This window comes from Stutzerimonas stutzeri, assembly GCF_000590475.1.
GTDB lineage: Bacteria > Pseudomonadota > Gammaproteobacteria > Pseudomonadales > Pseudomonadaceae > Stutzerimonas > Stutzerimonas stutzeri_D.
The window spans coordinates 196,797-217,180 of the sequence record NZ_CP007441.1; the positions used below are offsets into that span (position 1 = coordinate 196,797).

Genomic DNA, 20,384 nt, shown 5'->3' on the forward strand with positions numbered 1-20,384 from the left:
TGGGTGCGCCAGCCATGCTGAAGGCGCTGAACCCTGTTGCGAGGTTGCCTGGCACGCAGGACTCCGTTCTTTTTTATTCGCGATAAGAATGGACGCTTAATTCTTCGCAGGGTTCAGCTCAGCCCGTCGGTAAAGATCAGTGGTTTGTCTAAAACGGGACTGGAGTCGGGAAGCCTAACCCTGAGCTGCGCCGCTGGGCGGGACGCCCCGTTGGTTCACGCGCGGCGGATGAAGCGATCAAATTCAGTCAGGAGCTTCGCCGTCGCAGAGGGCTCGCAAATACACCAGAAGCTCAGCGCCCAGTGTTTCGTCGTCATCCGAATCAGGCTGCAAATCGCGAATCGCAGAAACGACAAACCCGGGCTAGCCCGGGTTTGTGGATGACCGCTGCGCGGGTCAGGCGTTCTGGCGGATGCCCGCGACCAGCCATGGCTGGTTCTCGCCCTGCGCACGTTCCATGCGCCAGCTTTCGCTGAAGGGCTCGCCCTGGTCGAAGCGCGAGTTCTTCGATACGCCGACGAAGGTCAGGGTGGCGATGGTCTTGTCGGCCTGGTCGTCCACGCCGTCGAGCTGGATCTGCAGATCGTCGATGTAGGTGGACTGGTAGGCGTCGCCAAGCTCGGCACGCTCGCGCTGGAGGAACTCATGCAGCTGCGGCGTGACGAATTCGGCGATCTTGTCCATCTCGTTCGCATCCCAATGCTGCTGCAGGGACAGGAAGTGCTCGCGAGCCGCGGCCACGAAGCTTTGCTCATTGAACCAGGCGGGTGCGTTGATTACCGGTGCTGCCGCCGGCGCCGCGCTGCCACCGAAGATCGAGGTCTGTGCAGGCACCTCGCGCTGCATCGGTGCGTTTCCATGTCCGTGCCCGGCCATGGCCGGCTGTTGCTGCTGACGCCGGCGCGCAGCGAGGAAGCGGAACAGCAGGAACGCGATACCGCCGAAGATCAGGATATCCATGAACTGGATGCCTTCGAAGCCGTCGCCCATGAACATCGAGGCGAGCAGGCCACCGGCGGCGAGGCCGGCCAGCGGGCCCAGCCAGCGCGATGCGCCGCTGGCGGCGGCCGGGGTCTGACGGCCTGCCTGAGTCGTGTTGGCCTGGGTCTGCTGAGGCGCCTGGCGGGTCTGATGGCTGGGCGCCGAGCCGAAGCTCTTGCCGCCGCCGAAACGCTTGGCGTGGACGTCGAGACTGAGGGTCAGGCCGATACACAGCGCCATGAAAATGCTGAGCACACGTTGCATTTGGTATTCCTGGGTTGGTGAAGATACATAGCAGATGGTGCACGCCCCGGTCCGGGCGCGCCAGTTGCAGAGTGTTTCGGGCTTTTGCTTCGCTGCGCTTGCCGAGGTCGACACGCGCAGCGGTCATCTGGCTCAGCGCCAGTTATACAGCTCTTTCTCAGAGATTTCGTGCATCGGCTTGACCTGGGCCTGGAACGCCTTCATCGACGCCCAGATGCGGCCGTTCAGCTCGCTTTGTGCGGCCAGCTCGCCGAGAACCACGTCGGCCTGCTCGCGCATGGCAGTCAGCACCTCGTCTGGGAAGCGCTTGAGCTGCGCGCCCTGTTGCTTGAGCTGCTCGAGCGCCAGTGCGTTGTTGTAGACGTAGTCGTCGATCATGTCGCGACTGGCGGCCAGGGCGGCTTCGGTGAGGATCGCACGCAGGTCGTCCGGCAGACTGTCGAGGGCCTTCTGGTTGATCAGCAGTTCCAGCACGGCCTGTGGCTCCTGCCAGCCTGGGTAGTAGTAGTACTTGGCGGCCTTGTGCAGGCCAAAGGCGAGGTCGTTGTACGGGCTGACCCAGTCGGTGGCATCGATCGCCCCCGTCTGCAACGCGGTAAAGACCTCGCCACCCGGCATGTTGACGGTAGTCGCGCCGAGTCTGCTCAGTACTTCGCCGCCCAGGCCAGGCGTGCGGATCTTCAGACCGTTCAGGTCGTCAAGCGAGTTGATTTCCTTGTTGAACCAGCCGCCCATCTGCATGCCGGTGTTGCCCACGACCATGGGTTTGACGCCGTAGGGCGCGTAGGCTTCATCCCAGAACGCCTGACCGCCGCCGCGGGTCAGCCAGGCGTTCATCTCGCTGGTCGAAAGACCGAACGGAACCGAGGTGAAGAACTGCGCAGTGGGCACCTTGCCCTTCCAGTAATAAGCGGCGCCGTGGCCAAGCTCAGCAGTACCGCGCGAGACGGCATCGAAGACTTCCAGCGCGGGCACCAGCTCGCCGCCGGCGTAAACCTTGATAGTCAGCCGACCGTCGCTCATGGCGTTGACGCGATCGGCCAGCCGCTGGGCGGCAGTGCCCAGGCCTGGATAATTTTTCGGCCAGGCGGTGACCATCTTCCAGTGGTATTCCTTGGGTGCTTCACTGGTAGTGGCTTGCGGCTCGGCGGTCGATTCGACTTTTTTCTCATCGTTGCAGCCCGCAAGACCCAGGGATGCAAGCAGGGCAGCGGCGGCACCAAACAAGTGACGGCGTTTCATGAGTGGCTATTTCCTTTGACGAATTTTATTAGTATCAGGTTGACGTGCACGTCATAGCGCTTCGAGTTTGGCATAACTGAGCATCAACCACTTGCTTCCTTCGCTCTCGAAGTTCACCTGGACACGTGCCTGAGCGCCGGACCCCTCGAAATTGAGGATGGTGCCTTCGCCGAACAGCGAATGGCGGACACGCTGACCGAGGTTGAACGGCGTTTCCGGCACGTTGGCGCCATCGAACAGCGAGCCCCCGCTCATGCCACGGGTGTTGAAGCTGCGGCTGACGGTATTGCTCAGGCGCACTTCGCTGACCAGTGCTGGCGGCAGTTCGCGCACGAAGCGCGAGACCTTGTTATAGGTCTCGCTGCCATACAACCGCCGGGTTTCGGCGTAGGTGATGATCAGTTGCTGCATGGCGCGGGTAATGCCGACGTAGGCCAGGCGGCGTTCTTCTTCGAGACGGCCAGGTTCTTCCAGGCTCATCTTGTGCGGGAACAGCCCTTCCTCCATGCCCACCAGAAACACCAGCGGAAACTCCAGGCCCTTGGCGCTGTGCAGCGTCATCAATTGCACGCTGTCCTCGTGATCGCCGGCCTGCTGCTCGCCGGCTTCCAGCGAGGCATGGTCGAGGAAGGCGGCAAGTGGTGTCTGCTCGTCTTCTTCCTCCTCGCTGTAATGGTCGAAGGCGCGGGCGGCGGAGACCAATTCCTCGAGGTTTTCCACCCGAGCCTGGGCTTTTTCGCCCTTTTCGTCGCGGTGATAAGCGAGCAGTCCGGACTGCTCGATGACCAGCTGCGCCATGTTGTGCAGCTGCATGCCTTCGACTTTCAAAGCAAGCGTGTCGATCAGCTCGACGAAACCGTTCAGCGCACTGGCTGCACGGCCTGAAACCACCTTGGTACCGACCGCTTGGTGCAGCGCGGCCCACATCGAGGTGCCCTCCTGGCGGGCCAACTGGCGCAGGGCTTCGACGGTCTTCTCGCCGATGCCGCGCGCCGGCACGTTGATCACCCGCTCCAGCGCGGCGTCGTTGTCGCGCGTCTGGATCAGGCGCAGGTAGGCCATGGCGTTCTTGATCTCGGCACGTTCGAAGAAGCGCTGGCCGCCATAGATGCGGTAGGGGATGCGTTCACGCAGCAGGGCTTCTTCAAGCACACGGGACTGGGCGTTGGAGCGGTAGAGGATGGCGATTTCGCTACGTGCCAGGCCTTCCTTCCTAATGGCGCTCTCGATGCTTTCGACCACGTAGCGGGCTTCGTCGTGTTCGTTGAAAGCGGCATACAGGCTGATCGGCTCGCCTTCGCAGCCTTCGGTCCACAATTCCTTGCCGAGGCGTCCCTGGTTGTTGGCGATCAGCGCGTTGGCGGCCTTGAGGATGCAGGCAGTGGAGCGGTAGTTCTGTTCCAGGCGGATGGTTTCGGCGTCCTGGAAGTCTTCGCTGAACTGGTGCAGGTTTTCTACCCGCGCACCACGCCAGCCGTAGATCGACTGATCGTCGTCGCCGACCACCATCAGGCTGTCGCCCCCTTTGGCCAACAGGCGCAACCAGGCGTATTGCACGGCGTTGGTGTCCTGGAATTCGTCCACCAGGATGTGGCGGAAGCGGCGCTGGTAATGATCGAGCAGGCCCGGGTTGTCGCGCCAAAGGTCCAGCGCTCGCAGCAGCAGCTCGGAGAAGTCGATCACCCCGGCGCGCGCGCAGGCTTCTTCGTAGGCCTGGTAGATGCTCAGCATGGTGGCCAGGAACAGATCGCCGCTAGGCTGAATGTGCTTGGGCCGCAGGCCTTCGTCCTTCTGTCCGTTGATCCACCACTGGGCCTGACGCGCCGGCCAACGTTGCTCATCGAGGCCGAGCTCGCGGATCACACGCTTGACCAGCCGCTGCTGATCGTCGGAATCGAGGATCTGGAAATTCTGCGCCAGCTTGGCTTCCTGCCAGTGTGCCCGTAGCAGGCGATGCGCCAAGCCGTGGAAGGTGCCGACCCACATGCCTTGCGGGTTGACCTTCATCAGCTGCTCGATGCGCTGACGCATCTCGGCGGCAGCCTTGTTGGTAAAGGTTACTGAAAGAATCGAGTGCAAAGATGCGCGCTCGACCTGGTGTAGCCAGGCGATGCGGTGCACCAGCACACGGGTCTTGCCGGAGCCAGCACCGGCGAGGACCAATTGACGACCCAGCGGCGCGGCCACGGCCTGGCGCTGGGCATCGTTGAGAGAGTTCAGGAGAAGGGAGAGATCATCATGCATGGGCGCCATTCTAGCCGGAAACCCAGTCGATTCGCTCGTGCAACAGACGGGCGCCAACACGGCCGGGAACAGACAGGAGGCTTGGATGGAGGAGGGCAGCAACAGCACCAGGAGTCGGCCCGGGTTCTGGTCATCGACCTGTTGAAAATCCACCTGATCGATACCACCGTATCGTCATCCACGGTCTTTGGTCGGACAGACGATGACCAGACGCTAGCGTCGTGCCATTATCAAAGCGTGCCGAATGCACCCCTACTGCTCCAGACATTCATTACAAGAACAACCTGATGACCGATTCAGCACAAGCCAATCCGTCGGCGTCAATGGCCATGGAGGACCACGCCGCTTTCAACCTTGCAGAGATTGATCAGCGGGCTGAGCGCACGCGGCTGCTCTATGAGGGCTCGCGGCTCGCGCTGCTGCTGATGATCATCACCAGCCTGGTTTTCCCCGCCGTGCTCTGGTCGGAAGCGCCGAAGCCGCAACTGCTTATATGGTCCGGTGTAACCTTCGCGCTCGCCCTTCTGCGGCTGCAGCAGACACGCAGTTTCGCCAAGGCAAGCGCCGAGGAGCAGCAGCAACCCCGCTGGTACCGGTCTTTTCTCCTGAGCAGCGTCGCCAGTGCGGTGACGCTGGACTACGCCATCATCGAGCTGGCGCTAGACGGCCCGTTTTTGCAGCAAACAATATTGCTCGGCTCGCTTGCCTCGGTATTCTTCGCGGGTTGCGTGGCCTGCGGCGTATCACTCCGGGCGTTCGGGGCGTTTGCCATTCCTGGACTGCTCCCCGCTGCGGCCGTGCTGCTGGGCAGCGGCGAGCCCCAGCTGCAGGGGTGGGGACTACTGGCGGCAATTGTGCTGCTGACGCTGAGCATGATCGCCTGGCAAATGAACCGACTGGTGACGGTCAGCCTGGCACAGCGCCGGCAGAATCAGTTGCTGATTCGGCGGCTGCAAAGCATGCGCGGTGAAGCCATCGAACTAAATGGCGAGCTGGCCCGGGAAATCGAGCAGCGTCGCCATGCCGAGACCCGGCTGCGAGAGGCGTTCGACGGGCTCGAACGTCGGGTGGTCGAGCGCACTGCCGCGCTGCGTGAAAGCGAGGCACGGCTGTCCCTGGCGCTGGAAGCCAGCGCGATCGGTATGTGGGACTGGGATTTGGCCAACAACGAAGTCCATCACTCGCGGATGGACGTGATTTTCGGCGTTGGACAAAGCGACCGGTTGCGGCTTGCCGATCAACGGCGCCCCGAAGTGCATGCCGAGGACGGCCCACGTGTACAACAGGATCTGATTGATCATCTGAAGGGCAAGACCGACATTTATGCCGTGCAATACCGGGCCATGCTCAACGACGGCAGTTCCGTTTGGATCGAAGACCGCGGGCGGGTCACCGAGCGCGATGCCAACGGCCGGGCCGTCCGCATGATCGGTACGCGGCGAGACATCAGTGAGAGTCATCGTCAGGCCGAGCAACTGCGATTGGCAGCTACGGTGTTCGAAGCGGCAGGTGAGGGCATGGCGATCATGGATCCCGAGTTCCGACTGCTGGCCGTCAACCAGGCCTGTTGCAATCTGTCTGGATTCACTCGGGAAGAGCTGATCGGCCGAAGTGTCGCGTTACTGGCCAGCTCCGAAGACAGTCGCCAGCAATACGCGACGATTCGCGAAAGCCTGGCGCAAAACGATAGTTGGCAGGGCGAGCTGATCGAGACTCGCAAAAACGGCGAGGTGTACCCGCAATGGGCTCAGATGCGCGTAGTACGGGATGTACACGGCAACGTTACCAACGTGGTTGCCTTCGTATCCGATCTGAGCGTCAGACGGCAGGTCGAGGAGCGTTTGCGCTACCTCACCCACTTTGACGAGCTCACCGGGCTGGCCAATCGGACCCTCCTCAAGGAGCGCCTGCATAGCGCCTGCGAGCGCAGCCGTAACAGCAATCGCGGGCTGGCGGTGCTCTACATCGATCTGGACCGCTTCAAGGTCCTCAACGAAAGCCTGGGACATGAGGCCGCGGACCAGCTGCTCCACGAGGTTTCCCGCCGCCTGTCCCATACGCTCTCGGACGCCGATACCATCGCGCGCATTTCCGGTGACGAATTCGTAGCGGTGCTCGACGGGTACGGTAGCCTCGCGAGCCTGGCGCACACGGCCAGCCGATTGCTGACGCGCATCAGCAAGCCGATTCATGTCGGCGGTCAGGAGTTGGTGGTCAGCGCTTCCATTGGCGCGAGCTTGATGCCGGACAACTCGCGCGAGGCGACGTCGTTGCTGTTGCAGGCGAACATGGCCATGCAGCACGCCAAGCATCTGGGCGGCAACACATTGCAGTTTTTCACGGAGCGCTTGCAGGCGTCGAGCCTGGAAAATCTCAAGTTGGAGAACCAGCTGCGGCGCGCACTTGAGGAAGGCCAACTGGAAGTTTTCTACCAGCCGCGGCTGAGCGTGACGGAAGACAGCCTGGATGCGGCCGAAGCACTGGTGCGCTGGAGGCATCCGCAGAAAGGCCTGATCGCGCCAGGTTTTTTCATTCCCCTGGCCGAAGAAACCGGGCTGATCATCCCGCTGGGCGAGTTCGTACTGCGTCAGGCCTGTCGGCAGGCGCGCCAGTGGCAGCTCGACGGACTGGCGGAGATCCGCGTATCGGTCAATCTGTCGGTCAAGCAGCTGCGTCAGGGCAACTTCGTCAGCCTGGTGCGGCAGGTACTGGAAGAAACCGGGTTGCCCGCCGATCGGCTCGAGCTGGAACTGACCGAAAGTCAGCTGCTCGATGATATCGACAACGCGATCAACATCAGTCGTCAACTGCGCGCGCTGGGCGTGAAGCTGGCAATCGATGATTTCGGCACCGGCTATTCCTCGCTCAGCTACCTCAAGCGCTTCCCGGTGGACTACGTGAAGATCGATCGCTCGTTCATCTGCGAGCTGGATCAGGTGGGCGAGGACTCGGCTATCGTTCGGGCGATCATCGCCATGGTCCACAGTCTGGAGCTCAAGGTCGTGGCCGAAGGTGTCGAGACCCAGGCGCAGGCGGACTTCCTCAAGGCGCACGGCTGTGACGAGATGCAGGGCTACCTGATCAGCCGTCCGGTGCCGCCTGAGGAGTTCGTCAAACTCTTGGTTTGATGGTGCGCGCTGGGCTTTTACGGGCCGTAGGTGGGCTTCAGCCCGCCGCTGGTCTCTGCGTCATTCCTATTGCCGGTGGGCTGAAGCCCACCCTACGGCTGTCGCGGCGAAACCCGCCACGCGGCGGAGCGGGTCTGGCCCGGCGCCTCGTACTGGCGGGCTACCCGCGGGTGGTCCGGCCGCCGTCCAGTTCACGCATCAGCAGCGCATGTTGCAAGTCGACGCTTTCCGGTACGGGCAGATAGAGCACATGCCCATCGCCGGGTGCCATCTCGGCGCGTTCACCACGCTTGTTTTCCAGCGCCTCCAGGCGGAAGTTCAGATTTCCCTGCGGGGTCATCAATTCCAGCCAGTCGCCGATGGCGAAGCGGTTCTTGACGGTCACCTCGGCCAGCCCGTTGCGCCGTTCACCGGTCAGCTCGCCGACGAACTGCTGGCGGTCGGAAAGCGAGAAGCCACGTTCGTAGTTCTGATATTCGTCATGCACATGTCGGCGCAGAAAGCCTTCGGTATAGCATAGCCGCGATGGACCAGGGACTCCAGGGTGTCCATCAGCGACTTGTCGAAGGGCCGCCCGGCCACGGCGTCGTCGATGGCCTTGCGGTAGACCTGCGCGGTGCGCGCCACGTAATAGTGCGACTTGGTGCGGCCTTCGATCTTCAGTGAGTGCACGCCCATCTGCACCAGCCGCTCGACGTGCTGCACGGCGCGCAGATCCTTGGAGTTCATGATGTAAGTGCCGTGCTCGTCCTCGAAGGCCTCCATCAGCTCGCCGGGGCGGCTGTTGTCTTCAAGCAGGTACATCTGATCGGTCGGCGCGCCGGCACCCAGGGTTGGCTGGCGCCGGTCATGGTCAAGCTGCTGCACCGGAATCGGCTGGTACTGCTGAACGATATTGCCCAGCTCGTCTTCCTTGCCCTCATGAGCCTTGTATTCCCAGCGGCAGGCGTTGGTGCATGAGCCCTGATTGGGGTCACGCTTGTTGATATAGCCCGAGACCAGGCAGCGCCCGGAATAGGCCATGCACAGCGCGCCGTGGACGAACACTTCCAGCTCCATGCCCGGCACCTTTTCACGAATCTCGCCAATTTCTTCCAGCGACAACTCGCGCGAGAGGATGGCGCGGGTCAGGCCCTGCTGGCGCCAGAACTCGACGCTGGCCCAGTTCACCGCGTTGGCCTGCACCGAGAGATGGATGCTCATCTCCGGGAAGTGCTGGCGGACCAGCATGATCAGGCCGGGATCGGACATGATCAGCGCATCCGGGCCCATGGCGATCACCGGCTGCAGATCCTTGATGAACGTTTTCAGCTTGGCATTGTGCGGCGCGATGTTGACCACCACGTAAAACCGCTTGCCCTGGGCGTGAGCCTCGTCGATGCCCTGCTTGAGATTGGCGTGGCCGAATTCGTTATTACGTACACGCAGGCTGTAGCGCGGCTGGCCGGCATAAACGGCATCGGCGCCGTAGGCGAAGGCGTAACGCATGGATTTGAGGGTGCCGGCGGGCGATAGCAGTTCGGTGCGGGGGTGGGTCATGGTGATGTGGCTCTGTATACCAACAAGAAATGCGCGGAATTTTACGGCCTTGCCCCGGCGCATTTAGCCCTGTCAGGTCAACTGAATGGCGAACTCATCAGCCGGACCTAAGTCACTCATAGATAGGGTTTGGATCGACCGGAGCGAGTTTCGATTCAAGCCAACCTGCTACGACCCGGAGATCATTGTGACTACCAACCCCGTCGATGCCCACGGCAGCCTTACCGCGACGATGTTTCTCGGGGTTGGCGTGATGGCGGCGGTGGACGAGATCGTGTTTCACCAGATTCTTGCCTGGCATCATTTCTTCGATCGTTCGACGTTGGCCGTAGCGCTGCTTTCCGATGGACTGCTGCACGCGGCGGAACTGCTGATGTTGGCGGCCGGCGGCTATCTGTTCGTGCGCTTGAATCGTCAGCAGTCCGTGTCGCGACGGCACGCGTGGGCCGGTCTTTTGTTCGGCGCTGGCGGGTTTCAGCTGTTCGACGGCATCGTCGATCACAAGCTGTTGCGCCTGCACCAGGTGCGTTATGTCGATGACATCTGGCTCTACGACCTGACTTGGAACGGCTTCGGCGTCATGCTGCTGGTGATTGGTTTTATCACCTGGCGGCAGCTCGGACCTGGCCGAGCCGCGCCACCGCGGAACGAATAGCAGATGTCCCACGATGCCCATCTGCTAGCCCTGGCCGGAACCTTCCTGCTGGTGTTGCTGACCCTGGGCCTGTGGTTTGCCTATGTGCTCGGCGTGCGCGCTCAGCGCAGGCGCCGCAAGGCCTGGCACTGTTGGCGGCTGATCAGTTTCTCGTTTGGATGTGGCTTGCTGGTGCTGGCATTGTCACCCCCCATGGTCGAATGGGGCCATGCCGACCTGCGCGGGCATATGGCTCAACACCTGCTGCTGGGCATGTTTGCGCCCATCGCATTGATGCTCGGTGCGCCCGGTACGCTATTGTTGCGTAGCGTGCCGGTGGTCACCGCGAGGCGCCTCACCGATATTGCGGGTAGCCCACTGGGGCGCTGCATGAGCCATCCGGTTACGGCGCTGCTGCTGGATATCGGCGGGCTCTATGTGCTCTATCTGACACCGCTGTACCAGCTGAGCTTCAATCAGCCACTGCTGCATGTCTGGCTGCAGCTGCATTTCGTCCTGGCCGGCTACCTGTTCAGCTGGTCGATTGCCGGACCGGATCCCGCGCCCCATCGGCCTGGCATGTGGCTGCGGTTAGGGGTGCTGTTCGTTGCCATCGCCGCTCACGCCGTGCTCGGCAAGTTGATGTACGCCTATGGCTTTCCACGGGACTCGGCGCACGACCTGGCGCAGATCGAGGCCGCCGCGCAGCTGATGTATTACGGCGGCGACCTGGCCGAGTTGCTGTTGGCGCTGGTGTTCTTCGCCGCTTGGTATCGGCGCCGCACGGAGTCCAACGCACTTGGCTGGCAGACAGCAAACCGCCGGACCTAGCTGATGCCGGGTCCGGCGGTTCGTGGCGCGCTGTTGCGGTGCGCTTATGCCGCGGCGATCACATCGCCATGGTTTTCCGGCTCGATCAGCGCGCGATGCAGGGCAGCCACTGCCGCATCGTAGTCTTCCTCGTTGACCACGCACTGCATCTCCACCTGGCGGATCGACTGATGCACGGCCTGGATGCTGATGCTCGCGCCGGCCAATGCGGCCACGGTCTTGGCGAGGATGCCCTTGACCTTGAGGTCGGAACCGATCGCCGAAACGATGGCCACGTTGTGCACGGTGACTTCCGCGGCGGGGTACTTTTCCTCGATCAGCCGCGCGGCGCGGTTGATCAGCTTGCGCGAGCCGGAGGCGTAGTAAGTGATGCTGTTGGCGTCGGAGTCCTTGTTGACCACGTAGAGGCGCAGCTGCTTGAGCAGTTTGCTGATCTCGATGTCGTAGCCGATGTCGCCGAGCATGTCCTGATCGAACACTTCGATACCGAAGACGTCCTTGCGGCCGGCGATGATCTCGACGCAGGGCCGCTCGCTCTTGTAGTCCTGGCTGATGAGCGTGCCGGCGTGCTCGGGTTCGAAGGCATTCTTGATGCGCAGCTCGATGCCGGCGCGACGCAGGGTCTTGGCCGCCCGCGGATGTATTGCTTCCATGCCCAGGTTCGACAGCTGGTCGGCGACGTCGTAATTGGTGCGGCCGATGGTGACGACCTTGTCGGCTCCCACCAGATTCGGATCGGCACTGGAGAGGTGAAATTCCTTGTGGATGATCGCCTCGCGCGCGCCGGTGGCAGCTGCAATCTGGGCGAAGGTGATCTCGCTGTAACCACGGTCGAAGGTGTTCATCAGGCCTTCGCTGCAGTGCGTATAGCCCGTGGCGACCACCAGCTCGCGGGACAGATCCACCTCGGCGAAGCTGTGGCGCACCATGTCCTCGAACGGCAGCGGCGCATCCCGATGCCAGCCGGTCAGATCGACCATCTTGGCGTTGACGCCGCGGTGCTTGAGCGCCAGCACCGAGTTGAAAGCGCTGTGTGCTTCGCCGAGTGAGGCGAGCATCTCGCGCACCTTCATCAGGTGCTCGTCGAGCTGGAAGTGGCCGTAGGCGCACAGGCGCTGCAGGCTGCTCATGCATTCGCGGGCATCATCGATACGCGAGTTGATGAACTGGTTGGCCGCGCGCAGCTCGAATTCGCCAGCGAACAGTTCGGCGTTCTTGCCGACCATGCGCTCGCGGATGGTTTCCAGTGCGTCGAGCCAGGCGCCTTCGCTGCGGGCGTCGGCGAAGCGTTGATAGACACCCGGCTCGCCGGTTTTCTTGTGTTCCAGCAGCAGATTGGTCATGCCGCTGTAGGCCGAGACGACGAAGACGCGCTGATAGAGCGCATCGCCTTCGCGCCCGCCAATGAAGATATTGTTCAGCAGTTCGTCGAAGCGGCTCATGGATGTGCCGCCGATTTTTTCTACGGTATGCATCGATTCAACTTCCCGTCTTGGGGGTGAATTTTCATCCCTGGGCCGCCATCTGGCCGCCAACAAAGATCAGGCCCATAGTCGGGCCTGATGAGATCCAGCCGTTAAAAACTACCTGCGTTGCCAATACGGCGTTAGGAATCGCTTCGAAATGCTCATTTACAGCTCGTAAACTCCGCTTTCTCAGCGATTCCTGCCTTGTCTTGGCTGCCTCGCTGACGTTTCTAACCGCCTGGATGTCAGAGATACTTCTGTTTCTGGATCTGCAGCGGCTCGAAGCGCTCGCGCTCGGCGACAAAGGCCGGGCGGGGCGAAAGGCCGCAGAACGGGGCCTGCGCGGCATTATCCACGTGGTTGTAGACGTAGAACAGATTGCTGCGCGCGCTGGGCGTGATGTTGCTGTTGGAGCCGTGCATGGTGTTGCAGTCGAAGAACACCACACTGCCTGCCGGGCCGGTGGCGGTGTCGATTCCGTAACGATCGGCCAGCTCGGTGAGGCTGTCGTGATCCGGAACACCCAACTCCTGCTTGCGCAGGGATTTCTCGTAGTGATTCTCCGGCGTCGCGCCGACACAGCGGATGTAGTGCCTGTGTGATCCCGGAACCAGCATCAGCGGACCGTTGTGTGGCTCGTTGTCGGTCAGCAGGATCGAGCAGCTCAGCGTGCGCATGCGCGGCAGGCCGTCTTCGATGTGCCAGGTCTCGAAATCCGAGTGCCAGTAGAACTCCTTGCCGGTAAAGCCGGGTTTGAAGTTCATCCGTGACTGATGCACGTAAAGATCACCGCCGAGAATGAAGCGGGCAATGCCGGCGGTTCGTTCGTCGGCAGCGATTCGGGCAAACAGTGCATTGTCTTTGTGAATGGCGAACACCGAGCGGATCGCGCCGCTGTCGGGTTCCTTGATGGTCTTGCCGGACTCGGCGACGGCCGGGTCCTGGCGCATGCGCTCGAGCTCTTCGCGGAATACCGCGACTTCGTCGGCGCTGAACAGATTGGGGATGACCAGATAACCGTCACGCTCGAAGCGTTCGATCAGGTCCGGTGCGATCGGAGCATTGGCCAGATCACTGCGGTAGACAACCGGATCCAGACGCTCCTGCCAGCTGGGTTCATCGTGCTGGCGCGAAGGGTACAGGTCGGCTTGCACGGGGTTCACGTTAGGTTCTCCTTGAATCATCGGCGTAGGGCGGTTCGAGCCACCCTACGACTTGCCTGGCGGGCGAACCCGCCATGCCGTATCGCCTCAGGCGACGGTTTCAGCCTCCAGCGGGTAGACGCCGCTTTCGTCATGCACTTCCTTGCCGTTGAGCGGCGGGTTGAACACGCAGGCCATCTTCATGTCCTCGGAGCCACCCCGTAGCAGGTGCTCGTCGTGCTTGTCGAGGATGTACAGGGTGCCGGGTTCGATCTTGTAGATCTTGCCGTCGGCGACGGTCTCGACCTCGCCGTTACCGCTGATGCAGTACACCGACTCCAGGTGGTTCTGGTAGTGGATGTGCGTCTCGGTGTTGGCGTAGATGGTGGTGATGTGGAACGAGAAACCCATCTTGTCGTCCTTGAGCAGCAGGCGGGTGCTGTCCCAGGTCTCGGTGGTGATCTTGCGGTTGGACTGCTCGCAGTCAGCCAGGGTACGTACGATCATTTATAAATCCTCAAGAAGCTGCTTGATTGGTGTCCTGCTCGGACATCACGGCGGCAAAGGCCTTGTCCAGGATGCTCATGGCCTTGTCGATCTGCTCTTCGCTGATGACCAGCGGGCAGAGACACTTGACCACTTCGCTGTGGGCGCCGCTGGTTTCGATCACCAGGCCATTTTCGAAGGCGTGGCGGCAGATGGCGGCGGCGGTGTCGCCATCCGGGCAGCTGATGCCGATCATCATGCCGCGGCCCTTGACGAACAAGGAGTCCGGGCCGTAACGGCGCACGATCTTGTGCATGCCATCGGCGATGCGCTTGCCCTTGGCCTGCACGCTCTTGGCGAACTGATCATCGCTCCAGAAGTGCTCGATGGCCGCTGCGGCGGTGACGAAGGCGTGGTTGTTACCGCGGAAGGTGCCGTTGTGCTCGCCCGGCTTCCACTGGTCCAGCTCCTTGCGCAGCAGCACCATGGCGAACGGCAGACCGAAGCCCGACAGCGACTTGGACAGCGTTATCATGTCCGGCTTGATGCCCATCTCTTCGAAGCTGAAGAAGCTGCCGGTACGGCCGCAACCGGCCTGGATGTCGTCGATGATCAGCAGCATCTCGTGCTTGCGGCAGAGTTTTTCCAGCTTGCGGATCCAGTCAGCGGAGGCCGCGTTGAGGCCGCCTTCGCCCTGGACCACTTCGACGATGACCGCGGCGGGCTTGTCGATACCGCTGGACGGGTCGGTCAGCAACTTGTCCATCATCCCGATGGTGTTGACCTTGTCGCCGAAGTAATTGGCGTACGGCATGCGGCTGACGTCGGTCAGCGGAACGCCGGCGGCGCCACGGTGATGCTTGTTACCGGTCGCCGCCAGGGCGCCGATGCTGCAGCCGTGGAAGCCGTTGGTGAAGCTGATGATGTTGTTGCGGCCAGTCACTTTGCGCGCCAGCTTCAGCGCGGCCTCGACCGCGTTGGTGCCGGTCGGGCCGGTGAACTGCATGACGTAGTCCATGTTGCGCGGCTTGAGGATCAGCCGGTCGAAGGTCGAAAGAAAACGTTCTTTCGCATCGGAATACATGTCCAGGCCGTGGGTAATGCCGTCGGCGCTGATGTAATCGAGCAGCGCCTGCTTCAGCACCGGATGGTTGTGGCCGTAGTTGAGCGTGCCGGCACCGGCGAGGAAGTCGATGTAATGCTTGCCTTCACGGGTGATCAGCTCGGCGCCGCGGGCTTGCTTGAAGACCACGGGGAAGGAGCGGCAGTAGCTGCGAACACCGGATTCGTGCAGTTCAAACGTTTGCATGGGGTTTCCTCTGATTCGTTGTCTGGAGTCGGTGGCGTCGAACGGACCCGCCCGATAAAGCTCTTCGTCTTCGTGCTGACCGGCGAAGTGCTTGGCCCGAGAGAACAGCGTGCGGGTGCTGTACTCGGTCTCCAGTTGAGCGAAGGCCTTCTTGAACAGCGCCTGCGAGGCGCCGTTGTCAGGCGAGATGGTCGTTTCCAGATGACGGACGCCCTGTTCTCTGGCGACCCGAGTGACCAGGGCCATCAGCATGCGCAGAGCCAGACCCTGGCCGCGCATCGACGCGTCTACCGCGACTTGCCAGACGAACAGCGTGTCGGGGCGAGCGGGTGGGCGATAACCGGAAATGAAACCTACCAACTGGCCATTTGCATCATTGGCCGCGATGGAGGTATCGGCGAAGTCGGAACACTGCAGCAGGTTGCAGTACACCGAATTGGTATCCAGAGGCTGGCAGCGCGCTACCAGATCATGGAGGGCAGAACCGTCGCCGTCGGTTGGGCGACGGAGCGTTACGGTAGGAACACTCAAAACAAATCCTTTGGGGTTGTTGATTGAAATCCTTTATTAGAATAAACACATTAAAAATTTAATCTCAACCCGAGGTGCTCTTCATCGGCGTGGATTCGCTGTCGATATCGAGGAAGTTTGCCGCTTATCGAGCAATGTGAACTTTTTTCTGAGGATGCGGAATATGCGTCGAATTCGGCTACATATCTGGACGGATATCTTCCGTGAGTTCAGCCGAAGAGCCGGCGTGTCTTTCGGGCATCGCTCGCCCACTCCGGACAGACCGTTGTAAGGTTCCGAAAATTCTTGTAAGAGCTAGTGAAATCAAGGGCTGTAGCGGAATTGGACAGCGGCTCTGGTGCCGCCGTCTGGCACCGAAGCAGGCCGTCGGTGAAGTAACGGAAGTTTAGGCCTGAAGGGCCGCAGATTCGGCCGTTGAACTATCGTGATCGGCCGTGGTTATTCCGGGTGAATATCGGCGGTATGTTGCGAGCAGATTGGCGACTTCGTCGCGTTCAATGAAATTTTTGTGGCGAGTTGAATTGAGCCGGTACGGGCAAGTTGCTCTGATAGTTGTTGAGCGGCGGCTGAGTTAGTTATTCCGAGATGCCGCAAACCGCCCTGTGCTGCGCGCTGGAACTGTTCCGGGCGCCGTTGTCGGCACGCCCGGAAAGGTGTCTCAGCGCCACCATCGGCGGCCCTGGTGTTCGATCAGCTGGTGCGCCTGTTCAGGACCATCGGTCCCGGCCGGGTAGGGTCTCGGTTTGCGGTAATGGCTTTGCCAGCCGCGCAGGATCGGATCGACCCAGTTCCAGGCGGCTTCCACCTCGTCGCGGCGCATGAACAGCGTCGAATCGCCTTCGATGACATCCAGCAGCAGCCGCTCGTAAGCCTCCCAGCGGCGCGTCTTGCTGAAGGCATTGGCAAGATTGAGGTCCAGCTCGACGGGCTCCAGTTGCATGCCCTTGCCCGGTGCCTTGGCCATCAGTTGCAGGCTGATACTTTCTTCGGGTTGCAGGCTGATCACCAGGCGGTTGACCTCGCCCTTGGTGAAGAGCATGTGCGGCACCTGCTTGAAGGTGATGATGATCTCCGAACGCTTGCGCGACATGCGCTTGCCGGTGCGCAGGTAGAAGGGCACGCCGGCCCAGCGCCAGTTGTCGATCTCGGCCTTCACCGCGACGAAGGTCTCGGTGTCGCTGTCGTTGTCGACATCGTTTTCGAAGTAGTAGGCCTGCACATCGTGGCCACCGATGCGGCCGGCGCCATATTGGCCGCGCACGGTCTTGTCCTGCACGTCATTACCGGTGATCGGCTTGAGGGCTTCGAGGATCTTCACCTTCTCGCCGCGTATCGACTTGGCATCGAATCGCACCGGCGCCTCCATCGCCACCAGGCAGAGCAGTTGCAGCAGATGGTTCTGCAGCATGTCGCGCATGGCGCCGGCGTGGTCGTAGTAGCTACCGCGATTCTCGACGCCGAGGGTTTCGGCCACGGTGATTTGCACATGGTCGATGTGGCCGCTGCGCCAGATCGGCTCGAACAGCGCGTTGGCGAAGCGCAGCGCCATGAGGTTCTGCACGGTTTCCTTGCCCAAATAGTGATCGATCCGGTAGATCCGCGATTCGGGGAACACTGCGCCGATTGCTTCGTTGATTTCCAGCGCCGAATCCAGCGAATGGCCGATGGGCTTTTCCAGCACGATGCGGGCGTCTTCCCCGGCAAGGCCTGCGCTTTCCAGATTGGAGGCAATGGGTTCGAACAGGCGTGGCGCGGTTGCCAGATAGTGCACCCGCACGCGCCCCTCGGCTTGGCCGAGGTAGTGCGCGAGGCCGACGAATTCGCCTCGCTGCAAGGCGTCCATGGCGAAGTAATCGAGACGCTGACTGAACGCTTCCCAGGTGTCAGCCTCGAAGTCGGTGCGTGCGATTTCCGCACGGCAATGGCGCTCGGCCAGGCTTAGATAGGCGTTGCGGTCGATCTCCTGACGGGAGATCGCGAGGATGCGTACGTCGTCGTGCAGACGGTGTTCGCGGTGCAGGTGATAAAGCGCAGGGATGAGTTTGTGTAGCGCCAGATCACCGGTACCGCCAAATACCAGCATGTCGCAGGAAATGGACACAGCGTCACTCCTAGAAGGTGGACAGACTCGATTGACGTACCGCTTAAAACTACCCGCGTTGGCAATACGGCGTTAAAAACGGCACGCAGGTGGGCGATGCTGCAAGCCTTGTAGTATAACTACAAGCCCACTACGCCCAGCCGGCAAGAACGGATGCGAGCGCACCCGCTGCGTTCGACCACTCTTGCCAGGTATTGATCATAGCGAGTCCGGAACGTGAACCTGCTGCAACACATCGCTCAATCGAGAAGCTCGCTACGCAAGTCGGAGTTGAAGGTGGCCGACCATGTGCTCCTCGATCCAGCCGCCGTGATGCACAGTTCGATGGCGGACCTGGCCCATGTGGTGGGGGTCAGCGAGCCGACCATCGTGCGCTTCTGCCGTGCTATCGGCTGCCTCGGGTTCCAGGACCTCAAGCTGAAACTGGCGCAGAGCCTCGCCGCCGGTGCCAGCTTCGGCCAGTTCGCCATCACTGAGAATGATTCGATTACGGACTTCGCGCTGAAGATCTTTGACACCACCCTGCATACGCTGATGGATGTGCGCGAGCGCCTGGACTCCGACGCGCTGGAGCTTGCGGTCGCGGCCATGGCCAAGGCCGAGCGGGTGGAGTTCTACGGCTTCGGTGCGTCCGGGGCGGTGGCCACCGACGCCCAGCACAAATTCTTCCGGCTGCTGCTCAGCGCGGCGGCGTATTCCGATCCGCACATGCAGGCGATGTCGGCGGTGACGTTGAAACCCACCGACGTGGCGATCTGTATTTCCCAGTCGGGGCGCTCCAAGGACTTGCTGATCACCGCCAACGTGGTGCGCGAGTCCGGCGCCACGCTGATCACGCTTTGCCCGAGTCAGACGCCGTTGGCGGAGCTGGCGACCATCAACCTGGCCATCGACGTCCAGGAAGACACCGAAATCTATACGCCGCTGACCTCGCGTATCGCCCATCTGGTGGTTATCGATGTGCTGGCGATGGGTGTCGCCATGGCACGTGGGCCGAGCCTGGTGAACCACTTGAAGAGCGTCAAGCGCAGCCTGCGCAGCCTGCGCCTGTCACCCAAGTCGGTAAAGCTTCACGAAGATTGAGCGTCCTGTGGCGATAGCGCCGCTAATGGCGTTGCGGCAATCGTCATCGCAGCGTCATCAGCCTGACCTCATAGCGTCACCGACAGCTTCGATGCTGAGCCTCCCAGTACCTCTCTCGGGAGACCCGCATGGCCCAGCACCGCGAAACCTACGTCAACCTCGATGCCCGTGCTCGTCGCAAGCAGCAGGATGAGCGTCGCATGCGTTTTCGCCGCGCCATCGAAAGCTATGACGAGCAGCGCCAGCTGCACGCGCAACTGATGGAGTTTCCGGATCTCTTGATGGTCAGTCCCTTGCTGCCCTCTTCGGCGGAGTGTCGCTAGCGGCCGTCATACCGGTGGCGCTGTGCCGGCTCATGCGGGTTGTTCGAGCAAGGCCATGAGGTCGGCGTACAGCGCATCGGGAATGTCCACGCCGTCACGAAGGGTCCGCTCTCGGGCCTCGTAGCGCCGTTGTGACGGCAGCCGTGCGCCCTGACCTTGAATGGCTTCGAACATCGTTTCGGCGCGTGCCAGATGCTCATCGGCGGTGTCGCCCAGCATGCGCTTGGGATCGATGGCGATGATCAGCTCACCGCCATAGGGTGCCGATTTGGTGCCGGCATCGAAGCTCAGCGATTCCTGACTGGTCATGTCGCCGATCAGCGGGCCGGCCAGCAGCTCGACCATGGCGGCCAGTGCTGAGCCTTTGTGGCCACCGAAGGTCAGCATGGCGCCGTTGAGCGCCTCGGCGGCTTCGGTAGTGGGGTTGCCATCGGCGTCTATGCCCCAGCCCTCGGGGATCGGCTTGTCAGCACGGCGATGGAGTTCGATTTCGCCGCGCGCCACGGCGCTGGTGGCGAAATCGAAAATGAACGGCAGCTTCCCGCTGCGCGGCCAGCCGAAGGCGATCGGGTTGGTGCCAAACACCGGCTTGCTGCCGCCGGCCGGTGCGACCCAGGCATGGCTCGGCGTACAGGCCAGTGCGACCAAGCCGGCAGCGGTCAGCATTTCCATTTCCGCCCAGAGCGCTGAAAAGTGCACGCAGTTATTGATGGCCATCAGTGCGATGCCTTGCTGCCTCGCCTTATCCACAAGAACCGGCAAACCAGCCTGGAACGGCACTTGGGCGAAACCGCCTTTTGCATCGACCCGCACGATTGACGGCGCGTGATCGACTACCTCAGGGACCGCACCGGGATTGACCTTGCCAGTCTTCAGCGTGGCGATGCAGCCCAGCAGGCGATAGATCCCATGGGATTTACACTCGTCACGCTCCGCCGCAACCATGCTTTCAGCGATTGCCACGACATAGGGTTCGGCGAAGCCGTGCTGGCGCAGGATGCGTTGCGCCAGATCGCGGACTTCATCCAGTGATAAGCGGGCCATGCATTTCTCCTTCTATAGCGAATCCCCACGGGGATG

Annotated in this window: 14 protein-coding genes and 2 pseudogenes; 5 read left to right on the top strand and 11 right to left on the bottom strand. The window is 61.7% G+C overall.

Going from position 1 to position 20,384, the window contains the following annotated elements; genetic code table 11:
- Window positions 1-396: 396 nt before the first annotated feature.
- From CH92_RS00905 to uvrD, 3 genes are all read right to left on the bottom strand, one after another.
- The gene (locus CH92_RS00905; RefSeq protein ID WP_025239920.1) at window positions 397-1,245 is read right to left on the bottom strand and encodes a Tim44 domain-containing protein; all 849 of its coding nucleotides are present in this window, start codon (window positions 1,243-1,245) and stop codon (window positions 397-399) included.
- Window positions 1,246-1,377: 132 nt separating this feature from the next.
- The gene (locus CH92_RS00910; RefSeq protein ID WP_025239921.1) at window positions 1,378-2,487 is read right to left on the bottom strand and encodes a TRAP transporter substrate-binding protein; all 1,110 of its coding nucleotides are present in this window, start codon (window positions 2,485-2,487) and stop codon (window positions 1,378-1,380) included.
- 51 nt (window positions 2,488-2,538) lie between these two features.
- Window positions 2,539-4,731, bottom strand: coding sequence for a DNA helicase II (gene uvrD, locus CH92_RS00915; protein WP_025239922.1), 2,193 nt, complete (start codon window positions 4,729-4,731; stop codon window positions 2,539-2,541).
- Between the two features lie 287 nt (window positions 4,732-5,018).
- Here uvrD and CH92_RS00920 point away from each other — a divergent pair, with 287 nt between their 5' ends.
- Window positions 5,019-7,859, top strand: a complete 2,841-nt coding sequence (locus CH92_RS00920) for a putative bifunctional diguanylate cyclase/phosphodiesterase (protein ID WP_025239923.1) — start codon at window positions 5,019-5,021, stop codon at window positions 7,857-7,859.
- 160 nt (window positions 7,860-8,019) lie between these two features.
- Here the strand turns inward: CH92_RS00920 and yegQ are convergent.
- Window positions 8,020-9,404: pseudogene (yegQ, locus tag CH92_RS00925) on the bottom strand (tRNA 5-hydroxyuridine modification protein YegQ).
- Between the two features lie 181 nt (window positions 9,405-9,585).
- On the opposite strand from yegQ, the gene CH92_RS00930 reads away from it, so the two are divergent.
- Both CH92_RS00930 and CH92_RS00935 read left to right on the top strand, forming a co-directional pair.
- On the top strand, window positions 9,586-10,053 hold the full coding sequence (locus tag CH92_RS00930) for a DUF2243 domain-containing protein (protein WP_025239924.1): 468 nt from the start codon (window positions 9,586-9,588) through the stop codon (window positions 10,051-10,053).
- 3 nt (window positions 10,054-10,056) lie between these two features.
- Window positions 10,057-10,863, top strand: a complete 807-nt coding sequence (locus tag CH92_RS00935; protein WP_025239925.1) for a cytochrome c oxidase assembly protein — start codon at window positions 10,057-10,059, stop codon at window positions 10,861-10,863.
- A 44-nt stretch (window positions 10,864-10,907) separates the two neighbouring features.
- Here the strand turns inward: CH92_RS00935 and CH92_RS00940 are convergent, their stop codons facing one another.
- The 6 genes and pseudogenes from CH92_RS00940 to zwf all read right to left on the bottom strand — a co-directional run bounded on the left by CH92_RS00940 (window position 10,908) and on the right by zwf (window position 17,898).
- Window positions 10,908-12,338 carry an aspartate kinase gene (locus CH92_RS00940; protein ID WP_025239926.1) on the bottom strand — a complete coding sequence of 477 codons (1,431 nt, stop codon included), beginning with the start codon at window positions 12,336-12,338 and terminating at the stop codon, window positions 10,908-10,910.
- A 236-nt stretch (window positions 12,339-12,574) separates the two neighbouring features.
- Window positions 12,575-13,483, bottom strand: coding sequence for an ectoine hydroxylase (gene thpD, locus CH92_RS00945; protein ID WP_025239927.1), 909 nt, complete (start codon window positions 13,481-13,483; stop codon window positions 12,575-12,577).
- A gap of 96 nt (window positions 13,484-13,579) precedes the next feature.
- On the bottom strand, window positions 13,580-13,978 hold the full coding sequence (locus tag CH92_RS00950; RefSeq protein ID WP_025239928.1) for an ectoine synthase: 399 nt from the start codon (window positions 13,976-13,978) through the stop codon (window positions 13,580-13,582).
- Window positions 13,979-13,988: 10 nt separating this feature from the next.
- A complete protein-coding gene (ectB, locus tag CH92_RS00955) occupies window positions 13,989-15,266 on the bottom strand; it encodes a diaminobutyrate--2-oxoglutarate transaminase (RefSeq protein ID WP_038623229.1) in 1,278 nt (425 codons plus the stop codon).
- 99 nt (window positions 15,267-15,365) lie between these two features.
- Window positions 15,366-15,797 (bottom strand): annotated as a pseudogene (gene ectA / locus CH92_RS22170) (diaminobutyrate acetyltransferase); the annotation flags it as partial.
- Between the two features lie 658 nt (window positions 15,798-16,455).
- On the bottom strand, window positions 16,456-17,898 hold the full coding sequence (gene zwf / locus CH92_RS00960; RefSeq protein WP_025239929.1) for a glucose-6-phosphate dehydrogenase: 1,443 nt from the start codon (window positions 17,896-17,898) through the stop codon (window positions 16,456-16,458).
- A gap of 216 nt (window positions 17,899-18,114) precedes the next feature.
- Here zwf and hexR point away from each other — a divergent pair, with 216 nt between their 5' ends.
- Window positions 18,115-18,981, top strand: a complete 867-nt coding sequence (hexR, locus tag CH92_RS00965) for a transcriptional regulator HexR (RefSeq protein ID WP_025239930.1) — start codon at window positions 18,115-18,117, stop codon at window positions 18,979-18,981.
- A 128-nt stretch (window positions 18,982-19,109) separates the two neighbouring features.
- Window positions 19,110-19,304 (top strand): PA3496 family putative envelope integrity protein, encoded by a 195-nt coding sequence (locus CH92_RS00970; protein WP_025239931.1) that lies wholly within the window; start codon window positions 19,110-19,112, stop codon window positions 19,302-19,304.
- Window positions 19,305-19,334: 30 nt separating this feature from the next.
- On the opposite strand, the gene CH92_RS00975 is transcribed toward CH92_RS00970, so the two are convergent.
- The gene (locus CH92_RS00975; protein ID WP_025239932.1) at window positions 19,335-20,348 is read right to left on the bottom strand and encodes an Ldh family oxidoreductase; all 1,014 of its coding nucleotides are present in this window, start codon (window positions 20,346-20,348) and stop codon (window positions 19,335-19,337) included.
- Between the last annotated feature and the right edge of the window lie 36 nt (window positions 20,349-20,384).